Here is a 17,353-nt window from a genome sequence, read left to right as displayed (position 1 = left end):
GCCGCGTCCCGTTTTGCAGTTTCCATGGCGCCCCTTTACACTAGGGGCCTTCAGGGCCCTCACATAAGATCAGATATTCTTGGATCGAAGTCTTTCTCTCGGCACCCCGCCGCGCGCCGGGGCGGCACGCGCATTTAGTCAAATTTACGGTGCTGCGGATAGCTGGCTGGCAGCGCAGATGACGCGGCAGTGGCAGCGCCCGCTACTGATTCTGCTGCCGAACGCCCGCGACGTGGAGGAATGGCAGCGCGAGTGGCGTTTTTTCGCACCGGACTTGCCCGCGCCGCTGGTTTTCCCGGACCGCGAAATCCTTCCCTATGACCGCTTGGCGCCGCCGGCAGATGCCACGGCCACCCGACTGGCTACCCTTGCCACCTTGCCGGAATGGCGTGGCGTTTGTCTCGCCCCCCTGTCCGCCGTCCTGCAACGCCTGCCACCGCGCAGTTTCCTCGACCAGCACGCTTTTGTCCTAGCCGTGGGCGACCACCTGAGTCCGGAAGGTTTTCGCCAGCGCCTGATCGACGCCGGCTACCGCAACGTCAGTGAAGTCTCTGAGGCCGGCGAATTGGCCTGGCGTGGTGGAATCATCGATCTCTTTCCCAGCGGTAGCCCCCTGCCCTATCGCATCGAGCTCTTCGATAGGGTCGTGGAAAGCATCCGTGCCTTTGATCCGGAAACCCAGCGTACCCTGCAAAAGGTCGAGGGGGTCTCTCTGCTCCCGGCGCGGGAAGTGCCGGTGGACACCGCCGCGCTACAGGAATTTCGCAGCCGCTTCCGCGCCCGGTTCAGCGGTGACCCGCAACGCGCCGAGATATACCGGGCGGCCAGCCGGGGACAGGCGCCCCAAGGCGCCGAGCATTATCTTCCGCTCTTCTTTCCGGAGTGCAGCCACCTGCTGATGCACTTTCCCGTAGACGGCGTCGTCTTTCTCCCGCCCGGTCTGGAAGCATCCGCCCGGCACATTCGTCAGGACTGGCAGGAGCGCTATGAGGAACGGAGCCACGACACGGTGCATCCCATACTGCCGCCTGATGAACTGCTCCTCCCCCCCAGTGAATGGGAAGATGTCCTGCGCGGTCGGGCGCGGGTATATGGGCAACAGGAGGGCGATGCGGAGCGTCTGCCGACCGCTCCCCTCCCCGATCTTCATGGCAGCCCGGAAGCGCCACTAGCCTCACTGGATACTTTTCTTCGCCATCTGCCGACCACGGGCCGGGTCATCCTCGCCGCTGAATCACCCGGCCGTCAGGAAGCCCTGTCGGAACGGCTTGGCAAGAGCGGACTGCTCCCCAGCCGGGTGCATGACTGGCCGGAGTTCCTGGCCGGTACGGAACGGATCGCCATCACCGTAGCACCCCTGGAACGCGGCCTGCTCATCAAGGAAAATGGCCTGGTCAGACTGGCGCTGGTCTCCGAGGCGCAGATTTTTGGTGATCGCGTCTTTGCCCAGCGGCGTAGTGCCAACGCCCGACAGCGCAGCATTGAAGGCTTGGTCCGCGATCTCGGCGAGTTACAGCCGGGTGATGCCGTTACCCATGAGGAATACGGCATCGGCCGTTTTCAGGGCATGGCTACGCCCTTTGCCTCCCAGGGAGACATCAATGAATATGTGGTCCTGGAGTACGCCAACGGCGATCTCGTCTACGTCCCGGCGGATCATCTGGATCGTATCGCCCGCTACGTGGGTAATGGTGCGACGGAACCGGTGCTCTCCCGCCTCGGCAGCAATCACTGGGAAAAAGTCAAGGCCAAGGCGCGGCAAAAGGCCGTCGATGCCGCCAGCGAACTGCTGGACATCTATGCTCGTCGCGCGGCGCGCACCGGTCGGGCTTTCCCCGAACCGGATGACGCCTATTGGGAATTCGTGTCCCGCTTTCCCTTTGAGGAAACCCCGGATCAGCAGCAGGCCATTGACGCCGTCATTGCCGATATGACCAGCCCCCACCCCATGGACCGCCTGGTCTGCGGCGATGTCGGCTTCGGCAAAACCGAGGTGGCGCTCCGTGCGGCTTTTCTGGCGGCGCACAGTGGTGCGCAGGTGGCCGTACTGGTCCCCACCACCCTGCTCGCCCAGCAGCATTACGAGAATTTCCGGAACCGCTGCGCCGGGCTGCCCCTGCGGGTGGAAGTGCTCTCCCGTTTCCAGAATGCCAAAACGCACAAGCAAGTGCTCACGGCAGTGTCCGTAGGGGAGGTGGATATCCTGATCGGCACCCACCGCCTGCTGCAAAAGGATGTCGCCTTCCACGACCTGGGGCTGCTGATTCTGGATGAGGAGCATCGCTTCGGGGTACGCCAGAAGGAGCGGATCAAGGCCCTGCGCGCCGAGGTGGATATCCTCACCCTGACCGCAACGCCGATCCCCCGCACTCTCAATCTCTCGCTGGCCGGCCTGCGTGACTTATCCATCATCGCCACGCCACCCCAGCGCCGCCAGCCGGTACGCACCTTTGTGCAAATCTGGGATGATGCGACGGTGATCGAAGCCTGCCAGCGCGAGCTGCATCGCGGCGGTCAGGTATATTTTCTGCATAATGAGGTACGCGACATCGAGCGCATGGCGGCCACACTGCGCCGCCTGCTGCCGGAAGCGCGCCTGCGCGTGGCCCATGGCCAGATGCCCGAGGGCGAACTGGAAGCGGTGATGCTGGATTTTTACCATCAGCGCTTCGACATCCTCCTCTGCACCACCATCATCGAGTCGGGGATCGACAACCCCCATGCCAACACCATCCTCATCAACCGCGCCGATAAATTTGGTCTGGCCCAGCTCCATCAGTTGCGCGGCCGGGTTGGTCGTTCCCATCAACGCGCCTACGCCTACCTGTTCACCCCGGACCTTCGGGCCATGAGCGACGATGCCCGGCGCCGCCTCGACGCCATCCAGTCCCTGGAAGATCTGGGCGTCGGCTTTGCCCTGGCCAGCCACGATCTGGAAATCCGCGGTGCTGGCGAGTTGCTCGGCGAAGAGCAGAGCGGGCACATGGATGAGGTGGGGTTCACCCTCTTCATGGAATGGCTGGACGATGCCGTGGAAGCCATCCGTGCCGGGCGGGATCCCCGCAGTCTGGAAGAACAACGCACGAGCGGTCCCGAGATCCATCTCAACACACCGGCGCTCATCCCCGACGACTACCTGCCCGACGTGCATTTGCGCCTGCAACTATACAAGCGCCTCAGCGATGTGCGCAGTGACACCGCCATCGGTGAGATCATGGTGGAGATGATCGACCGCTTCGGACCCATTCCGGCGCCGGCCCGCACCCTGCTCTGTCAGACCCGGTTGCGTCTTGTCGCTATCCAGACCGGCATTGAACAGATCGATGCCGGCCCCGCCGGTGCCCGCCTGCAATTCGCCGCCGAAAACCAGGTGGCCCCCGACAAAATCATCCGGCTCATCCAGCAACCTCACAGCATCTACCAACTGGATGGCGAGCACCGCCTGCGCATCCGCCGCGACCTGCCCGACGGCGAAGCGCGCTGTCAGGAATTGCTGCAACTCATCGACCAACTGAGGATTCAACCATGAGCAGTACCCGCCTTGCCATTCTCAGCCCCGCCGCCCGCGGGCCCATGAGTCTGCCGGCCAGTATGGGCCAACTGGTGGCGGAAGTGGAAAGTCACCAGGAGGTATGGGGTTGCTGGCTGCAAAGCTGGGATATGCCCGTCACCGTCGGTGAAATCGCCCCTTTCCTCGACGAACTCTCGCGCCAGGCCCTGCACCAGGAGCGGGAGGTGATCTGGGCTCCCATGAGCAGCGCCGAGAGCGCTGTACGTCTGGTGCTGCATGGAGCGGCGCGGCCCGAGGCGCTGCGCCGCGCACTGACCACCCTTCACCTGCAAAATCTTATGCCGGGCCGCGTACTCCACTGCCAGGGCGACGATCTGGCCCTGATCCTACACGGTTCCCGCGGCCCTCTGAGCGCCGTGAATCACCGCCTCATCGAAGCCCTGGAGGGGATCACGCTGGATGTTGCTGTTTCCCCACTGTGGGACAAGGGGCATTTCCGCCTGCTGCTGACCGATATGGATTCTACGCTGATCAGCATCGAGTGCATTGATGAATTGGCCGAACACCTCGGTCTCAGACGGCAGGTCGCCGCCATCACCGAACGCTCCATGGCGGGCGAGCTGGATTTCCAGACCTCCCTGCGCGAACGGGTGCGCCTGCTGGCCGGCACTCCGGCAAGCAGTATCGACACCATCATCCGCGAACGACTGCAGCTCAGTCCCGGCGCCCGGGAACTGGTAGCCGCGGCCAAGTCCCAGGGCGTCGAGGTCGGTGTCGTATCCGGAGGCTTCACCCAGTTTACCCGCCACCTGCAGGAAGCACTGGACCTCGACTACGCCTTCGCCAACACCCTGGAAATCATCCATGGGCAAATCACCGGCCAGGTTCTCGGAGATATCGTCGATGCGACCGCCAAAGCCGACATCCTCGACCTGCTGGCCATCGGCCTGGGCACCGACGCCGGTCATTGCATCGCCATCGGCGACGGTGCCAACGATCTGCCCATGATCCGCAAAGCCGGCATAGGCATTGCCTACCACGCCAAAGCGGTCGTCCGCGCCCAGGCGGATTTTCAGATTCGCTACGGCGGTCTCGATACCGCCGCCGCCTATCTCGGCTGGAGCACCGCCTGAACCGCGCACCTCGACCAACATTTTAATACTTGATATTATTTTAGACTTATTCTATTATCAGCCCATGTGCAGCACAGAACAATCTGGTGCACATCGGCAATGGTGCCGCAACTGCAGCATAAACAGGAGACTGAGATGAAACTGACCAGCATAGAAGGCCAAGGTGTTCCCCAGGCCGTGTTCCGCACCCGCGATGATAATCAGTGGCGTGACGTCAGCACCGACGAACTTTTCCAGGGCAAGACCGTGATCGTGTTCTCCCTGCCCGGCGCCTATACCCCCACTTGTTCCTCCAGCCATCTGCCGCGCTACAATGAACTTGCGCCGACCTTTCGCGAAAATGGCGTAGATGACATCCTTTGCATGTCCGTGAATGACGCCTTTGTCATGGACGCCTGGGCCAAGGAACTGGCTGTCGAAAACATCCACCTGATTCCCGATGGCAATGGCGAATTCACGGAAGGCATGGGCATGCTGGTGGACAAGAGCGAACTTGGGTTCGGCAAGCGTTCCTGGCGTTACTCCATGCTGGTGAAGAACGGCATCATCGAGAAAATGTTCATCGAACCCGACAAACCCGGCGATCCCTTCGAGGTCTCTGACGCCGATACCATGCTCCACTATATCAACCCGGAGGCACGCGATCCCGAATTCGTCACCATCTTTACCCGCGAAGGCTGCCCACATTGTGCCCGCGCCAAAGCAATGTTGAAGGAGCACGGCATAGCCTTTGAAGAGATCAAGACAGGTATGGGTACCGGCGTCAGTTCACGGACAATTCGCGCGGTGAGCGGACGTTCGACCGTGCCGCAGATCTTTATCGGCGGCAGACACATCGGCGGCGCAGACGACCTGGAGAAATATTTCCACGGGAAATAAGGGCACATCCCTTCGGATGGTCATCTCCAGCAGTATGCCGGGGATGACGTCCTTCTTGCCTCGTTCAACCCCGAAAAAAGGGAGCTATCATGACACAATCCTACGATCTCATCGTCATTGGTGGAGGCAGCGGCGGCATTGCCATGGCCAACCGCGCCGCCCGTTACGGGGCAGTCACCGCGCTGGTCGCCGCCGGTCCATTGGGCGGCACCTGTGTGAATGCAGGCTGCGTCCCCAAAAAAATCTACTGGAATGCCGCCCACCTTGCCGGGCAAATGAAGATGGCAGGAGAATATGGCTTCGATACCATAGAACCGCGCTTCCACTGGGAACACCTGAAGCAGCAGCGTGACACCTACATCGGGCGACTCAATGACCGCTATGCCCAAGGCCTGGATGGTAACGGCGTCTCCCTGATCCGCGGACATGCCCGTTTTTCCGGCGCGCATCGAATCCATGTCGGCGACAGCACCCTGGAAGCCGCACACATCCTGATCGCCACCGGGGGGCATCCGGTCTGGCCCGACATTCCTGGTGCAGAACTGGGCATCACCTCGGACGGATTCTTCGCGCTGGAATCGAGGCCCCGCTGTGTTGCCGTGGTGGGCGCCGGTTATATCGCCGTGGAGCTCGCCGGGGTACTCCACGCTCTCGGCAGTGACGTTTCCCTGGTCATGCGCCGCAGGCATTTCCTCAATGATTTCGATCCGATGCTGCGCGAGAGCCTGATGGACGCCATGCTCCGCCAAGGCATCAGCCTCCTCGCCCAGCGCGAGGTCCGGGAACTGGAAAAACGCGCCGATGGCTTATGCCTGCATTTTCACGATGGCGACTGCCTCGGAGGGCTGGATGCCGTCATCTGGGCTATCGGCCGTCGTCCCAACAGCGCCGACCTTGGTCTGGAGTTCGCAAACATTACTGCCGACCCGCAGGGTTTCATCCCCGTGGATGCGTTTCAGAACACCGATGCACCGGGTGTCTACGCGGTCGGCGATGTCACTGCGGGCCCAGCCCTCACCCCGGTAGCCATCGCCGCCGGGCGCCGTCTCGCCGACCGCATCTTCGGCAACCAGACGGAGCGGCATCTCGACACCCTCGTGGTACCCACGGTGATCTTCAGTCATCCCCCCATCGCGACGGTCGGCCTCAGTGAGGCAGTCGCCAAGGAGCAATATGGAGAAGAGGCGGTCAAGGTCTACCAGACGACCTTCACCCCGATGTTCCGCGCTTTTGCGGCAGAACCGGAAAAAACGGCGATGAAGCTGGTCACGGTGGGCCGGGAGGAAAAGGTCGTCGGTCTGCACGCCATCGGCGACGGTGTGGATGAAATGCTCCAAGGCTTTGCGGTAGCGCTGCGCATGGGGGCGACGAAACAGGACCTTGACGACACCATTGCCATCCACCCCACCAGCGCCGAGGAATTCGTCACCATGCGCTGAAGGGCCGGAGCAAAGCCGCAGCTTACTTCTTGCTATGCAACTGCCGGAGAGCTTCCGGTCCCACCGCTGTGCCACAACCGCACTGCGGGCAATCCGCAAGCAGCGGTACGACATTCCCCAGCACTTTTCGCACCTTTTCCATCCCCTCATGCATTACCATGTCGATGGCCTCCATGGTAATGGGCTCCGCCGACTTGCCCGCCGCCGGATTTACCACCAGCGACAGGGGCGCGTAGCACAGGCCGATTTCCCGCGCCAATACCGCTTCTGGAGCCCCGGTCATCCCCACCACATCGCCACCATCCCTTTCGATACGGCGGATTTCAGCAATGGTTTCCAGGCGTGGCCCCTGGGTGGCCGCATAAGTGCCACCGTCGATAACGACGATGTCCGCAGATCCTGCCGCCTGCAGCAGGCGCTCACGTAGCGGTTGACAATAGGGCTCGGAAAAGTCGATATGTACCACCATGCTCTCGCCGCCTTCAAAGAAGGTGCTGGGACGCCCGCTGGTATAATCGATCAGTTGATCAGGCAGACAGAGAACGCCTGGCCGCATGGCTGCCGTGATTCCGCCCACCGCCGCCACCGCCACGACATGCGTCACCCCGACATGATGAAGCGCCCAGACGTTGGCGCGATAATTGACCCGGTGCGGGGGAATGGTATGGCCATAGCCGTGGCGCGCGATGAAAACGACTTCCTGCCCACCCAGTTGACCAAAGGTCAAGGGGCCAGATGTCTCCCCAAAGGGCGTACGGATTACCCGGCGGTGACGAATTTGCAAATTTTTGAGCCCGGTCAGGCCACTGCCACCGATAATGCCCGCCACACCCATCAGCCGTCCTCCGGCAAAACAAAAATACCCGGTGCATTCCGCCCCAGGCCGCGGGCATCCAGCCCGTACCCAAACACAAAACGATCCGGCACTTCCAACCCCACATAGTCCACTCGTACCTCGATCGCGCGGGAACGGGTTTTTCGCACCATCACCGCCGTATGAACGGCGGCAGCGCCCTCCACCACGCAATATTCCTGCAAAGCTTGCAGGGTCACGCCCTCGTCAAGGATGTCGTCCACCAGCAAAACCACCGCACCTGCCAGTGATTCCTTGGGGCGCATGCGCCACTGCAAGACACCACCATTGGTTTCGGCACCATAGCGACCGACTTGTACACAATCAAGCACCAGGGGAAAACGCAGGTGCGGCATCAACTGGCCGACCACCACGACGGCACCCGTCAGCACGCAAAGCAATACCACCGGACGATGCGGCGTCAGATGTTCCATCTCTTCATTAATGGCAACGGCCATCCGCTGGATGGCCGTCTCCACCTCTTCCGCGCTGAACAGATGCTCAGCGGGCCCTAAATGGGTAGGTGTCATAATGGCACTAGTAGGTAAAGGTGACCACGTCGTCATCCATTGCCTGCTCGATGACATAAGCGCCACCGACGATATCCTGGATTTCGGGAATCAGGTCTTCCTTGGTGCATTCCCACAACTCAAGGGTCGGGGTGCAGACAAAGAACTTCACGCCTGCCTCATGGGCGTCCTTGATAAAGTCGTAGACACTCTTGGGGCTGCCCGGCATAACAAACATTTTCTCTGCTACACCCTTCTTGGCCAGCTCGCCGGCGCGGGCGGTCAGTACAACTTCGACCTCAAAATCCATCGCGGCAGCCACCGTCGCCTGAAAAAAGGGCGCACCCAACTCCTGGGGGTTGGAAGGATCGGTGTTCACCATAACCATCAGCAACTTGTCAGCCATGTATATCTCCTTGTGAAATTCGGCCCGCCCATCATAGCCGTCCCGATCCAGCACCGCGCCATGAAATGATTGATTACACCATAAAAAGTCGTAAGGCCCCCACAGGAGTCCTTAGTGGTCGATGTCCTGCATCTCGACACGGCGCGCCCGGCTGGCCCGGGTCAGGATATCCCGCTCCTCAGCCAGTGCGCGCTTGGCCACCTGAATGGCCTCCAGCAGGTCCTGGCGTTTGGACTCGACCAAGTCACCGCCCACATCCATCAGATGTGCAGTTTTTTCCTGGATTTCGTCAATGAGTACGCCGATGCGTTCTTCCGCCACAGACTCCATATTGCGTAGACGATCGCGGCCTTTGTCGACCGCGCGCCGCAATTCCTGGCGCGTCTCTGCGCCGCTGGCCGGGGCCAGCAGCAGGGCACCAACGGCGCCAACCAGCACTCCGATAACAAAGCCTTCCGCGTTCTTCATTGTGGTCTCCTCACTGTTTCCAGCTAATGTTTCCGGGAAAAATAACGCCACCCTGTGCGTAGCGCATGATACCACAACCCCAGTTCCCGAACCGGACGAACCAGGGTATCCGCGGTATCCATGATCTCCACACTCAGATACCTGAGTGTCGAGTCCACCCGATCCATCTGTACTCGCCCGGTCCGGGTAATATGTTTGATATCCGCGAGTGCCACCTTGGCATCGAATATCAGCGGTCCAATGTCCTGTTCGACCCTGGCCAGCAGCCTTTCCAGACGCAACTGGGTCCGTATCAGCACGACCGCCGTCACCGTGATGACCAACAGAATAATGATCATGACAATGGCAATGATGGTTACCCCCGCACTGACGGTCATCCTCCCCTCCCCCCAAGCTTCCGGGCACCGAAAGCTAATCCTAATTAAATGCGGCGAAGGGCAACAATCCGCCACAACCCCGTGCCTATCGCGCCGTCCCTTTTCATTATAAGCCGCATCTGCGGGCGGGGTAAAATCGCGGGCGCCAACGTGACGCGCGCAGGCTTCCTCAGAAGGACAATACATATCCCATCACGGCCAGTCCGACGACACCCAGCAGCCCGAGAGCCACCCTGCTCCAGGTCTGCCGCGCACCGGTCAACCCGTAGTATGGATGCCGGGAATGATACGTTCGCCAAACCCACCAGAGCAGCACCAGCCATAGTCCGGACAGCAACCATGCGCCGAGTACATCACTGGGCCAGTGCACCCCGAGGATCAGGCGACTCCAGGAGATAGCCGCCACCAATACTGCAAGCACCGTCACCAGCGCCAGACGCAGGCCTCGATGCCGCAGCGTGGCAAGGAGGTAGAGGGCCAGCAGGCCATAGACCACGACGCTGAGGCTCACATGCCCACTGGGAAACGCGGGTGATAACATTTCCGCCGCGGCCGGGGGACGAGCACGGGCAGTCGTCACTTTTATCAGTTGAACGAGTACGGCCAATATCGCCGTGCCGGATACCAGCAGGAAACCATCAAAGAAACGCCAGGTTGCGAAACAGGCAGCGGCCATCAGCGCCAGCAGCCAGGGCAGAACATCCGGCCCGCCGAGCTGCGTCACCCTGGCCCAGAATGGCTGCCAACCAGGAGCCCTGGATTGCAGAATTACTGTCTCCCAACGGGCGTCCAGCAGTGCTACCCGATGCAGGAGCAGACCCGCCAGAAAATCTCCCGCGTAAAGCCAGAGTAATGCCGCCACCCCCACAGCGAGTAGCAATAAAGCCAGCAATTCCCAGCGTTGTGGTCCGCGCAACGGTCACTCCCCCAAGTGCAGGTACCGCCATAACAGCAGCGCGGCGATCAGTACTGCGGTGAAGCTCAGCACCAGCACCGCCGCCGCGCCGCAATCCTTCGCGCGCGCTACCAGGGGGTGATATTCCGGGCTTACGAGATCAGCGAGCGATTCTACGGCGCTGTTGAGCAATTCTGCCGCAAGCACCGCGCCCATGAGCAAAATGCCGACCCCCCACCAAAGAAGGGACGCCCCTGTCCAGTACAGAAGGATCACGCCCCCCACCACCGCCAGCAACTCGGTCCGGAAGCTGGCTTCCTCGCGGGCGGCGATCCACAACCCACGCCCCGCAAAAAGGGCGCGCCGCCATAAGGCGCTGTTTTTTTTCACCAACCCCCCTGTTCGCGCAAGGACAAGGGCTCACCATCACCGACAATGAAGTGGTCCAGCAAGCGCAGGTCCAGTAGCTGCATGGCTTGATCCAGACGCCGCGTCAGGGAAAGGTCCGCCGCGCTGGGTTCCGCCACACCGGAGGGATGATTGTGCGCAACGATGAGCGCCGCCGCATTCAGCTCGAGGGCGCGCTTCAGCACTTCGCGAATGTGCACCGTAGCGCCGTCGATAGTGCCGAGGAACATCTCCTCAAAACGCAGCACCCGGTGCCGATTATCCAGAAAGATCACCGCAAAAACCTCCCGGCAGCGGTCACGCAAGGTAGCAGACAGATACTGTCGTACCCGCAGCGGCGAATCAAGGCCGTCCCCACGTTGCCATTCCTCGGCAAGATGACGCCTGCCCATTTCCAGCACCGCCTGCAGAAGGGCATATTTCGCATCCCCAAGTCCTTTATGTACACAAAAATCATGATGGGAGGCAGTGAGCAACGCCCGCAAACTGCCAAAATTCAGCAGCATCTCCCTGGCCAGATCCACCGCGCTTTTACCCACCACCCCAACCCGCAGAAAAATCGCCAGCAATTCCGCATCCGACAGCGTCGCGGCCCCTTTTTGCAATAATCTTTCCCGCGGACGCTCGTCCACCGGCCAATCAGTGATGGCCATACGCTCCCTCCTTCCCTTACACTGGGAATGTGATGACTGATAACGTATTCAACACGACGGAGCCCCTCGCTGGCAAACGGATTCTTCTGGGCGTGGGCGGCAGTATTGCCGCCTACAAAAGCCCGGAAATCGTGCGCGCCCTGCGCCAGGCCGGTGTAGAGTTGCGTGTAGTCATGACACGCAGCGCAGCACAGTTTGTGACCCCGCTGACCTTGCAGGCCCTGAGCGGCGAGCCCGTGCGTGGAGATCTCTTTGCCGCCACCGAAGAGGCGGCCATGGACCATATCCGTCTGGCCCGCTGGGCGGACGCCCTCCTGATCGCGCCCATCTCCGCCAATGGAATCGCCCGTCTCGCTCAAGGTCTGGCGGACGACCTCCTCGGCACCATTGTTCTCGCCAGTCGTGTGCCGCTTTTTCTCGCACCCGCGATGAACAGTACCATGTGGATGCACCCCGCGACGCAACGTAACCTTGCGCAGATCCAGGCGGATGGCGCCCACTTGCTGGGCCCCGACAGCGGCAGTCTCGCGTGCGGCGAGGACGGCGCTGGACGATTGTTGGCGCCCGACCGACTGGTGGGCGAACTACGTCTAGCGCTGGCCGAGAAAACCCTGCGCGGCCAACGCGTCCTCATTACCGCCGGTCCGACTTGGGAGGCCATCGATCCGGCAAGAGGCCTCAGCAACCGGGCTAGTGGCCGCCAGGGCTTCGCCCTCTCTCAGGCCTGCGCAGAAGCGGGAGCGGAGGTGCTATTGATTACCGGACCCACCCATGAACAAACCCCGCCGGGAGTAAGCCGTCTGGATGTCCTCTCCGCAAGGGATATGCTCACGGCCTGCCTGCAGGCTCTGGACCGACCGACGGATATATTTATCGCCAACGCCGCCGTGGCCGACCACAGACCGAGTCACTTCAGCGCCCAAAAGCTCAGCAAAACCGCCATTGCCAATCCCCTTCCCCTCAGCATCAATCCGGATATCGTCAGTGCCGTACATCGGGATTCCCGGCGACCACGCTATATCGTCGCCTTCGCAGCCGAGACCCATGATCACCTTGCCACCGCGGGTACCAAGGCGCAGCGCAAGGGCGCGGACGTCATAGTGGTCAATGATATCAACTCTGCCGAGCTGGGGATGGGGGCCGCCGAAAATGCCTGCAGCATCCTGCAGGGTGAACGGGTGCTGCACATCCCGCGCTGCAGCAAAATCGATCTGGCGCGCCACCTGGTGCGTCACCTCAGCAGTTTTATCTCATTGCCTGGAACGGAGATTGAAGACCTTCATGAATAACCTGCAAATTCGCATCCTTGATCCGCGTATCGGCCAGGATTGGCCTCTTCCTCATTACGCCAGCGCCGACTCGGCAGGCATGGACCTACGTGCCTGTCTGGACAGCCCGCTGCGGCTGGCTCCGGGGCAGGCCGAACTCGTCTCCGCCGGATTTGCCATGCATATCGGCGACCCTCAGGTGACAGCGCTGTTGCTGCCACGCTCCGGTTTGGGGCACCGCGGGTTGGTACTGGGCAACTTGGTGGGCCTCATCGATGCGGATTACCAAGGGCCGCTGAAGATGTCCCTGTGGAATCGCGGCAGCGCAGAGATACTCATCCAACCGGGTGAGCGTGTCGCGCAACTGGTGCTGGTGCCGGTTATCCGTCCCGCCATTACGGTGGTGGACCATTTTGCAGCCAGCGCACGGGGTGCCTGCGGATTTGGCAGCACCGGACGACAATAACAGGCAGGTACGCTCCCCCCCTGCCATGGCCCTACGGGTGCAGGTACCAGCGAAGCCTCGGGCGGGGGCTGAACAGGTTAGCGAACGTATAGGGGCATGGCCACCTGAGCAAAAAAAACCGGCCACCAACGATGGGCCGGTTTTCTGATCACGATATACAGCATTATTCGGCGGCTGCCGTTTGCCGGTCTACCAGCTCAACAATAGCCAACGGTGCATTATCACCAGCCCGAAAACCGTATTTGACGATACGCAAATAGCCACCTGGACGCGCGAGGTAGTGCGGACCAAGGTCATCAAACAATTTAACCACTGCCTGGCGATCGCGCAGACGAGAAAATGCCAGACGCCGTTTTGCGACGGTCGCCTCCTTCGCAAGCGTGATCATGGGTTCGGCAAAGCGCCGTAACTCCTTGGCTTTCGGCAAGGTCGTAACGATCCGCTCGTGATGAAACAACGACACCATCATGTTAGCAAACATGGCCTGTCGATGACTGCTATTACGATTTAACTGTTTACCACTTTTACGATGACGCATGACACCATTCCCTCTACATAATTTCTAACGTTAGCCGATGATCGAGTCCGTATCGGCCGCCCGCCCGGGCACCGGCGGCAGGTTTTCCGGCGGCCAGCTGTCGAGTCGCATCCCCAACGTCAGGCCATGCGCCACCAAAACTTCCTTTATCTCATTGAGCGACTTGCGTCCCAGATTAGGCGCCTTTAAAAGTTCCTGCTCCGATTTCTGCACCAGATCGCCGATATAAAAAATGTCTTCGGCCTTCAAGCAGTTCGCCGACCGCACCGTGAGTTCCAGATCATCGACCGGACGAATCAACAGGGGCGTAAGGCTCTGACTGACCTGCACCTGCGACGCCTCGGGTATTTCCCGGGTTTCCGCACCTGCCAGCACGCCGAGCTGGCTGCGAAAAATGCGGGCTGCCTCCTGCACCGCCCAGACCGGATCCACCACACCATTGGTTTCGACATCCAGTATTAGACGATCCAGGTCGGTACGTTGCTCTACCCGGGCGTTTTCCACCAGATAGCTCACCCGCAGCACCGGACTAAAACTCGCATCCAGAGCCATCACACCGATACGCTTTTCATGGGACTGGCGTCGCGTAGCCGCCGCGTCGTAGCCGCGTCCTTCGTCAATACGCAAACGGAGTACCAGTTCCACATCGCGGGTCAGCGTGGCGATTACCTGCTCCGGATTCGCCACTTCGATACCATGTTCCGATACGATATCGGCGCCGGTCATTTGGCCGGGGCCACGCTTGCGCAGTGTCACCACCGCATCTCCGCGTCCGTGCGCCCGTACCGCCAGCATCTTCAAGTTGAGCAGGATATCCACCACGTCTTCCTGCACGCCCTCGATGCTGGAGTACTCGTGCAACACCCCTTCAATCTCCACCTCGGTAACCGCCGCACCTTTGAGAGACGACAACAACACCCGGCGCAACCCACTACCCAGAGTGTGGCCAAAACCACGCTCCAAGGGCCCAAGGGCCAGACGCGCACGGCGTGCTGAAATCACTTCCACGTCAACGCCCTGCGGGCGCAACAGCTCTCCAACCTCAGTCATAAGCGTTCCTCAACCCCCGGTCTTACTTAGAGTACAACTCCACGACGACCTGTTCGTTCAAATCCGGGGCCATATCTTCTCGCACCGGCACGGCTTTGATGGTCGCCTTAAGTTCGGTAGTGTCCATGCTCACCCATTCCGGGAAACCACGACCTGCTGTGGCTTCAACCGATGCAGCAATACGGATATGCGTCCGGGCAGCCTCAGCAACGCTCACAACATCCCCGGCACGTACCTGGTAAGACGGAATATCCACACGTCGTCCATTAACCAGAATATGGCCATGACGAACGACCTGGCGCGCCTCCGCACGAGATGCGCCGAAACCCAAGCGATAGGCAACGTTGTCGAGACGCAGTTCGAGGAACCGAAGCAGCAACTCGCCGGTGACACCGCGTGCCTGACTCGCCCGCTGGAAATATCGCCGAAACTGCCCCTCCAACACGCCGTAAATGCGCCGGATTTTCTGCTTCTCACGCAATTGCCCGCCATACTCGCTGACACGTCCCCGCCGCTGGCCATGCTGCCCAGGGGCGTAGGCCCGAATACTCACTGGACATTTATCAGAAAAGCACTTCTCACCCTTGAGAAACAACTTTCCGCCTTCGCGCCGACACAAACGACAACTCGGACCCGTATATTTAGCCACAGACAACCTCCACCTAAAATTTAAACACGCCGCTTTTTAGGCGGACGGCATCCGTTATGAGGAATCGGCGTTACATCGCGGATACTCGCGATACGGAAACCAATGGAATGAAGCGCACGCACAGTGCTCTCGCGTCCCGGCCCCGGTCCCCGAACTTCGACATCCAGGTTCTTTACACCGAACTCCTGAGCTTTTTTACCCGCGTTTTCAGCGGCCACCTGAGCCGCAAAAGGTGTACTTTTGCGCGAGCCCCGAAACCCCGATCCACCGGAGCTGGCCCAAGTCAGCACATTACCCTGACGATCACTGATGGTGATAATCGTGTTGTTGAAGGATGCGTAAATGTGGGCGACGCCATCCAGGACATTTTTCTTGACCTTCTTTCGCGCACGAGTATTCGTTTGAGTTTTTGCCATTTCTGGAATCTTCCTGCCTATCGTGTAATAGATTTGGCGGGACCCTTACGCGTACGCGCATTGGTCTTGGTCCGCTGGCCGTGAACAGGGAGGCCGCGCCGATGCCGTATACCGCGATAACACCCCAGGTCCATCAGGCGTTTTATGTTCATGGTCACTTCGCGGCGCAGGTCGCCCTCCACAAGAAACTTTGCAACCTCCGAACGTATACGTTCCAGCTCAGGCTCGCTGATATCCTTGACCCGCATATCACATGCAATGTCGGCTGCGCTCAGAACGGTCCGGGCACGCGTTCTGCCGATACCATAAATATACGTCAAGGCAATTTCTATTTGTTTATTGTTCGGAATATTTACACCAGCGATGCGGGCCATCCGCAATTCCTCCAAGAGACTGAGTGGGGTGACCCCACAAGACTAAACAGTTTCGCCCGCACCTTAACCCTGGCGCTGTTTATGGCGCGGCTCGACACAAATCACCCGAACCACACCGTTACGACGAACAATTTTGCAGTTACGACAAAGCTTTTTAACAGATGCGCGAACCTTCATGACACCCCCTATTTGGCACGATAAATGATGCGACCCTTCGTTAAATCGTAGGGCGTCATCTCTACAGTAACCTTATCTCCAGGCAAAATACGAATATAATGCATCCGCATCTTTCCGGAGATATGTGCATTGACGACATAACCATTTTCTAAGCGAACCTTAAAGGTCGCGCTTGGCAAATTCTCTACTACCTCACCCTGCATTTCCAGGGTATCTTCTTTCGACATTTAACGTGCTACCTCTACCGCTTTCACGATTCTAGAGAATACCTCATCCGCCTCACCCTCTCCGCTCACCAAGTGGTAAGCAGACCGATCGTGATAATACGCAATCAACGGCGCAGTTTCCGTCTGATAAACAGCCAAGCGCTTACGAATCACCGCAGGCTGATCATCCTCACGTTGCAACAACACCCCCCCGCAGACATCACAGATCCCTTCGACTGCGGGCGGGTGATAGCGTATATGGTAAATCGCCCCGCACGTCGCACACACTCGCCGTCCGGAAAGACGCTCCACGATTTCTTCATCAGCCAACTCAATATGAAGCACCGCCGCAATCTGATCACCACGTCCGGCAAGCAAATCGTCCAGCGCGTTCGCCTGATGAATAGTCCGGGGAAATCCATCGAAAACAACCCCTGTCGCGGCATCCGGAAGAAGCAGCCGCTCCGCAACGATACCAATGATAATTTCGTCGCCAACGAGCGCACCGGACTCCATAACCGCCGCAGCGCGAACACCAATCGCGCTACCGGACTGAACCGAGGCGCGGAGCATATCACCGGTAGAGACATGAGGCAAGCCTATTAACTGGGCCAGGCGCTGCGCCTGTGTCCCCTTGCCAACGCCCGGCGCACCGAGAAAAATAAAATGCTTTGCCAC

22 protein-coding genes are annotated in these 17,353 nt (G+C 60.0%); 6 read left to right on the top strand and 16 right to left on the bottom strand.

Annotated elements, in window-relative coordinates; all coding sequences use genetic code 11:
- The first annotated feature begins 79 nt into the window (after positions 1–79).
- The 4 genes from mfd to gorA all read left to right on the top strand — a co-directional run bounded on the left by mfd (position 80) and on the right by gorA (position 6,962).
- Positions 80–3,529, top strand: coding sequence for a transcription-repair coupling factor (gene mfd, locus AFE_RS01745; protein ID WP_012606545.1), 3,450 nt, complete (start codon positions 80–82; stop codon positions 3,527–3,529).
- On the top strand, positions 3,526–4,644 hold the full coding sequence (serB, locus tag AFE_RS01740) for a phosphoserine phosphatase SerB (protein WP_012536111.1): 1,119 nt from the start codon (positions 3,526–3,528) through the stop codon (positions 4,642–4,644). The genes mfd and serB overlap by 4 nt, the downstream gene beginning before the upstream one ends.
- Positions 4,645–4,779: 135 nt before the next feature.
- Positions 4,780–5,523: a glutathione peroxidase gene (locus AFE_RS16980; RefSeq protein WP_009566864.1), complete on the top strand. Its 744-nt coding sequence runs from the start codon at positions 4,780–4,782 to the stop codon at positions 5,521–5,523.
- 89 nt (positions 5,524–5,612) lie between these two features.
- Positions 5,613–6,962 (top strand): glutathione-disulfide reductase, encoded by a 1,350-nt coding sequence (gene gorA, locus AFE_RS01730; protein WP_012536110.1) that lies wholly within the window; start codon positions 5,613–5,615, stop codon positions 6,960–6,962.
- Between the two features lie 22 nt (positions 6,963–6,984).
- Here the strand turns inward: gorA and AFE_RS01725 are convergent, their stop codons facing one another.
- From AFE_RS01725 to radC, 8 genes are all read right to left on the bottom strand, one after another.
- Entirely contained in the window at positions 6,985–7,797 is an 813-nt protein-coding gene (locus tag AFE_RS01725) for an S-methyl-5'-thioinosine phosphorylase (protein ID WP_012536109.1), read from the bottom strand.
- Positions 7,797–8,345: a hypoxanthine-guanine phosphoribosyltransferase gene (locus AFE_RS01720; protein WP_180830472.1), complete on the bottom strand. Its 549-nt coding sequence runs from the start codon at positions 8,343–8,345 to the stop codon at positions 7,797–7,799. The genes AFE_RS01725 and AFE_RS01720 overlap by 1 nt, the downstream gene beginning before the upstream one ends.
- A gap of 7 nt (positions 8,346–8,352) precedes the next feature.
- Positions 8,353–8,730 (bottom strand): DsrE/DsrF/DrsH-like family protein, encoded by a 378-nt coding sequence (locus AFE_RS01715; RefSeq protein ID WP_012536107.1) that lies wholly within the window; start codon positions 8,728–8,730, stop codon positions 8,353–8,355.
- A 111-nt stretch (positions 8,731–8,841) separates the two neighbouring features.
- The gene (locus AFE_RS01710; protein WP_012536106.1) at positions 8,842–9,198 is read right to left on the bottom strand and encodes a YtxH domain-containing protein; all 357 of its coding nucleotides are present in this window, start codon (positions 9,196–9,198) and stop codon (positions 8,842–8,844) included.
- A 23-nt stretch (positions 9,199–9,221) separates the two neighbouring features.
- Entirely contained in the window at positions 9,222–9,575 is a 354-nt protein-coding gene (locus tag AFE_RS01705) for a hypothetical protein (RefSeq protein WP_012536105.1), read from the bottom strand.
- A 169-nt stretch (positions 9,576–9,744) separates the two neighbouring features.
- Positions 9,745–10,491, bottom strand: coding sequence for a phosphatase PAP2 family protein (locus AFE_RS01700; RefSeq protein ID WP_009560716.1), 747 nt, complete (start codon positions 10,489–10,491; stop codon positions 9,745–9,747).
- A gap of 3 nt (positions 10,492–10,494) precedes the next feature.
- On the bottom strand, positions 10,495–10,860 hold the full coding sequence (locus AFE_RS01695) for a diacylglycerol kinase (RefSeq protein ID WP_012536104.1): 366 nt from the start codon (positions 10,858–10,860) through the stop codon (positions 10,495–10,497).
- Complete coding sequence (gene radC, locus AFE_RS01690) at positions 10,857–11,531, bottom strand: RadC family protein (RefSeq protein ID WP_012536103.1); 675 nt, start codon at positions 11,529–11,531, stop codon at positions 10,857–10,859. Before radC ends, AFE_RS01695 begins: the two co-directional genes overlap by 4 nt.
- A gap of 32 nt (positions 11,532–11,563) precedes the next feature.
- Between radC and coaBC the strand changes: the two genes are divergently transcribed.
- Together coaBC and dut are read left to right on the top strand one after the other, a co-directional pair.
- Complete coding sequence (coaBC, locus tag AFE_RS01685; protein ID WP_012536102.1) at positions 11,564–12,820, top strand: bifunctional phosphopantothenoylcysteine decarboxylase/phosphopantothenate--cysteine ligase CoaBC; 1,257 nt, start codon at positions 11,564–11,566, stop codon at positions 12,818–12,820.
- Positions 12,813–13,265, top strand: a complete 453-nt coding sequence (dut, locus tag AFE_RS01680; protein WP_012536101.1) for a dUTP diphosphatase — start codon at positions 12,813–12,815, stop codon at positions 13,263–13,265. Before coaBC ends, dut begins: the two co-directional genes overlap by 8 nt.
- Positions 13,266–13,428: 163 nt before the next feature.
- Here the strand turns inward: dut and rplQ are convergent, their stop codons facing one another.
- The 8 genes from rplQ to AFE_RS01645 all read right to left on the bottom strand — a co-directional run bounded on the left by rplQ (position 13,429) and on the right by AFE_RS01645 (position 17,353).
- The gene (gene rplQ / locus AFE_RS01675; RefSeq protein ID WP_012536100.1) at positions 13,429–13,803 is read right to left on the bottom strand and encodes a 50S ribosomal protein L17; all 375 of its coding nucleotides are present in this window, start codon (positions 13,801–13,803) and stop codon (positions 13,429–13,431) included.
- 30 nt (positions 13,804–13,833) lie between these two features.
- Positions 13,834–14,853: a DNA-directed RNA polymerase subunit alpha gene (locus AFE_RS01670; RefSeq protein WP_012536099.1), complete on the bottom strand. Its 1,020-nt coding sequence runs from the start codon at positions 14,851–14,853 to the stop codon at positions 13,834–13,836.
- Between the two features lie 22 nt (positions 14,854–14,875).
- A complete protein-coding gene (gene rpsD / locus AFE_RS01665) occupies positions 14,876–15,502 on the bottom strand; it encodes a 30S ribosomal protein S4 (RefSeq protein WP_012536098.1) in 627 nt (208 codons plus the stop codon).
- Positions 15,503–15,522: 20 nt separating this feature from the next.
- Positions 15,523–15,918, bottom strand: coding sequence for a 30S ribosomal protein S11 (gene rpsK, locus AFE_RS01660; RefSeq protein WP_009568279.1), 396 nt, complete (start codon positions 15,916–15,918; stop codon positions 15,523–15,525).
- Positions 15,919–15,935: 17 nt separating this feature from the next.
- The gene (rpsM, locus tag AFE_RS01655; protein ID WP_009568280.1) at positions 15,936–16,292 is read right to left on the bottom strand and encodes a 30S ribosomal protein S13; all 357 of its coding nucleotides are present in this window, start codon (positions 16,290–16,292) and stop codon (positions 15,936–15,938) included.
- Between the two features lie 63 nt (positions 16,293–16,355).
- Complete coding sequence (gene rpmJ / locus AFE_RS15435; protein ID WP_009568281.1) at positions 16,356–16,469, bottom strand: 50S ribosomal protein L36; 114 nt, start codon at positions 16,467–16,469, stop codon at positions 16,356–16,358.
- A gap of 8 nt (positions 16,470–16,477) precedes the next feature.
- The gene (infA, locus tag AFE_RS01650; protein ID WP_009568282.1) at positions 16,478–16,696 is read right to left on the bottom strand and encodes a translation initiation factor IF-1; all 219 of its coding nucleotides are present in this window, start codon (positions 16,694–16,696) and stop codon (positions 16,478–16,480) included.
- Complete coding sequence (locus AFE_RS01645) at positions 16,697–17,353, bottom strand: adenylate kinase (RefSeq protein ID WP_012606542.1); 657 nt, start codon at positions 17,351–17,353, stop codon at positions 16,697–16,699.

Source organism: Acidithiobacillus ferrooxidans ATCC 23270 (assembly GCF_000021485.1).
Lineage (GTDB): Bacteria > Pseudomonadota > Gammaproteobacteria > Acidithiobacillales > Acidithiobacillaceae > Acidithiobacillus > Acidithiobacillus ferrooxidans.
The sequence above is the reverse complement of the archived record's forward strand: the minus strand, read 5'-3'. Positions and strand labels throughout refer to the sequence as shown.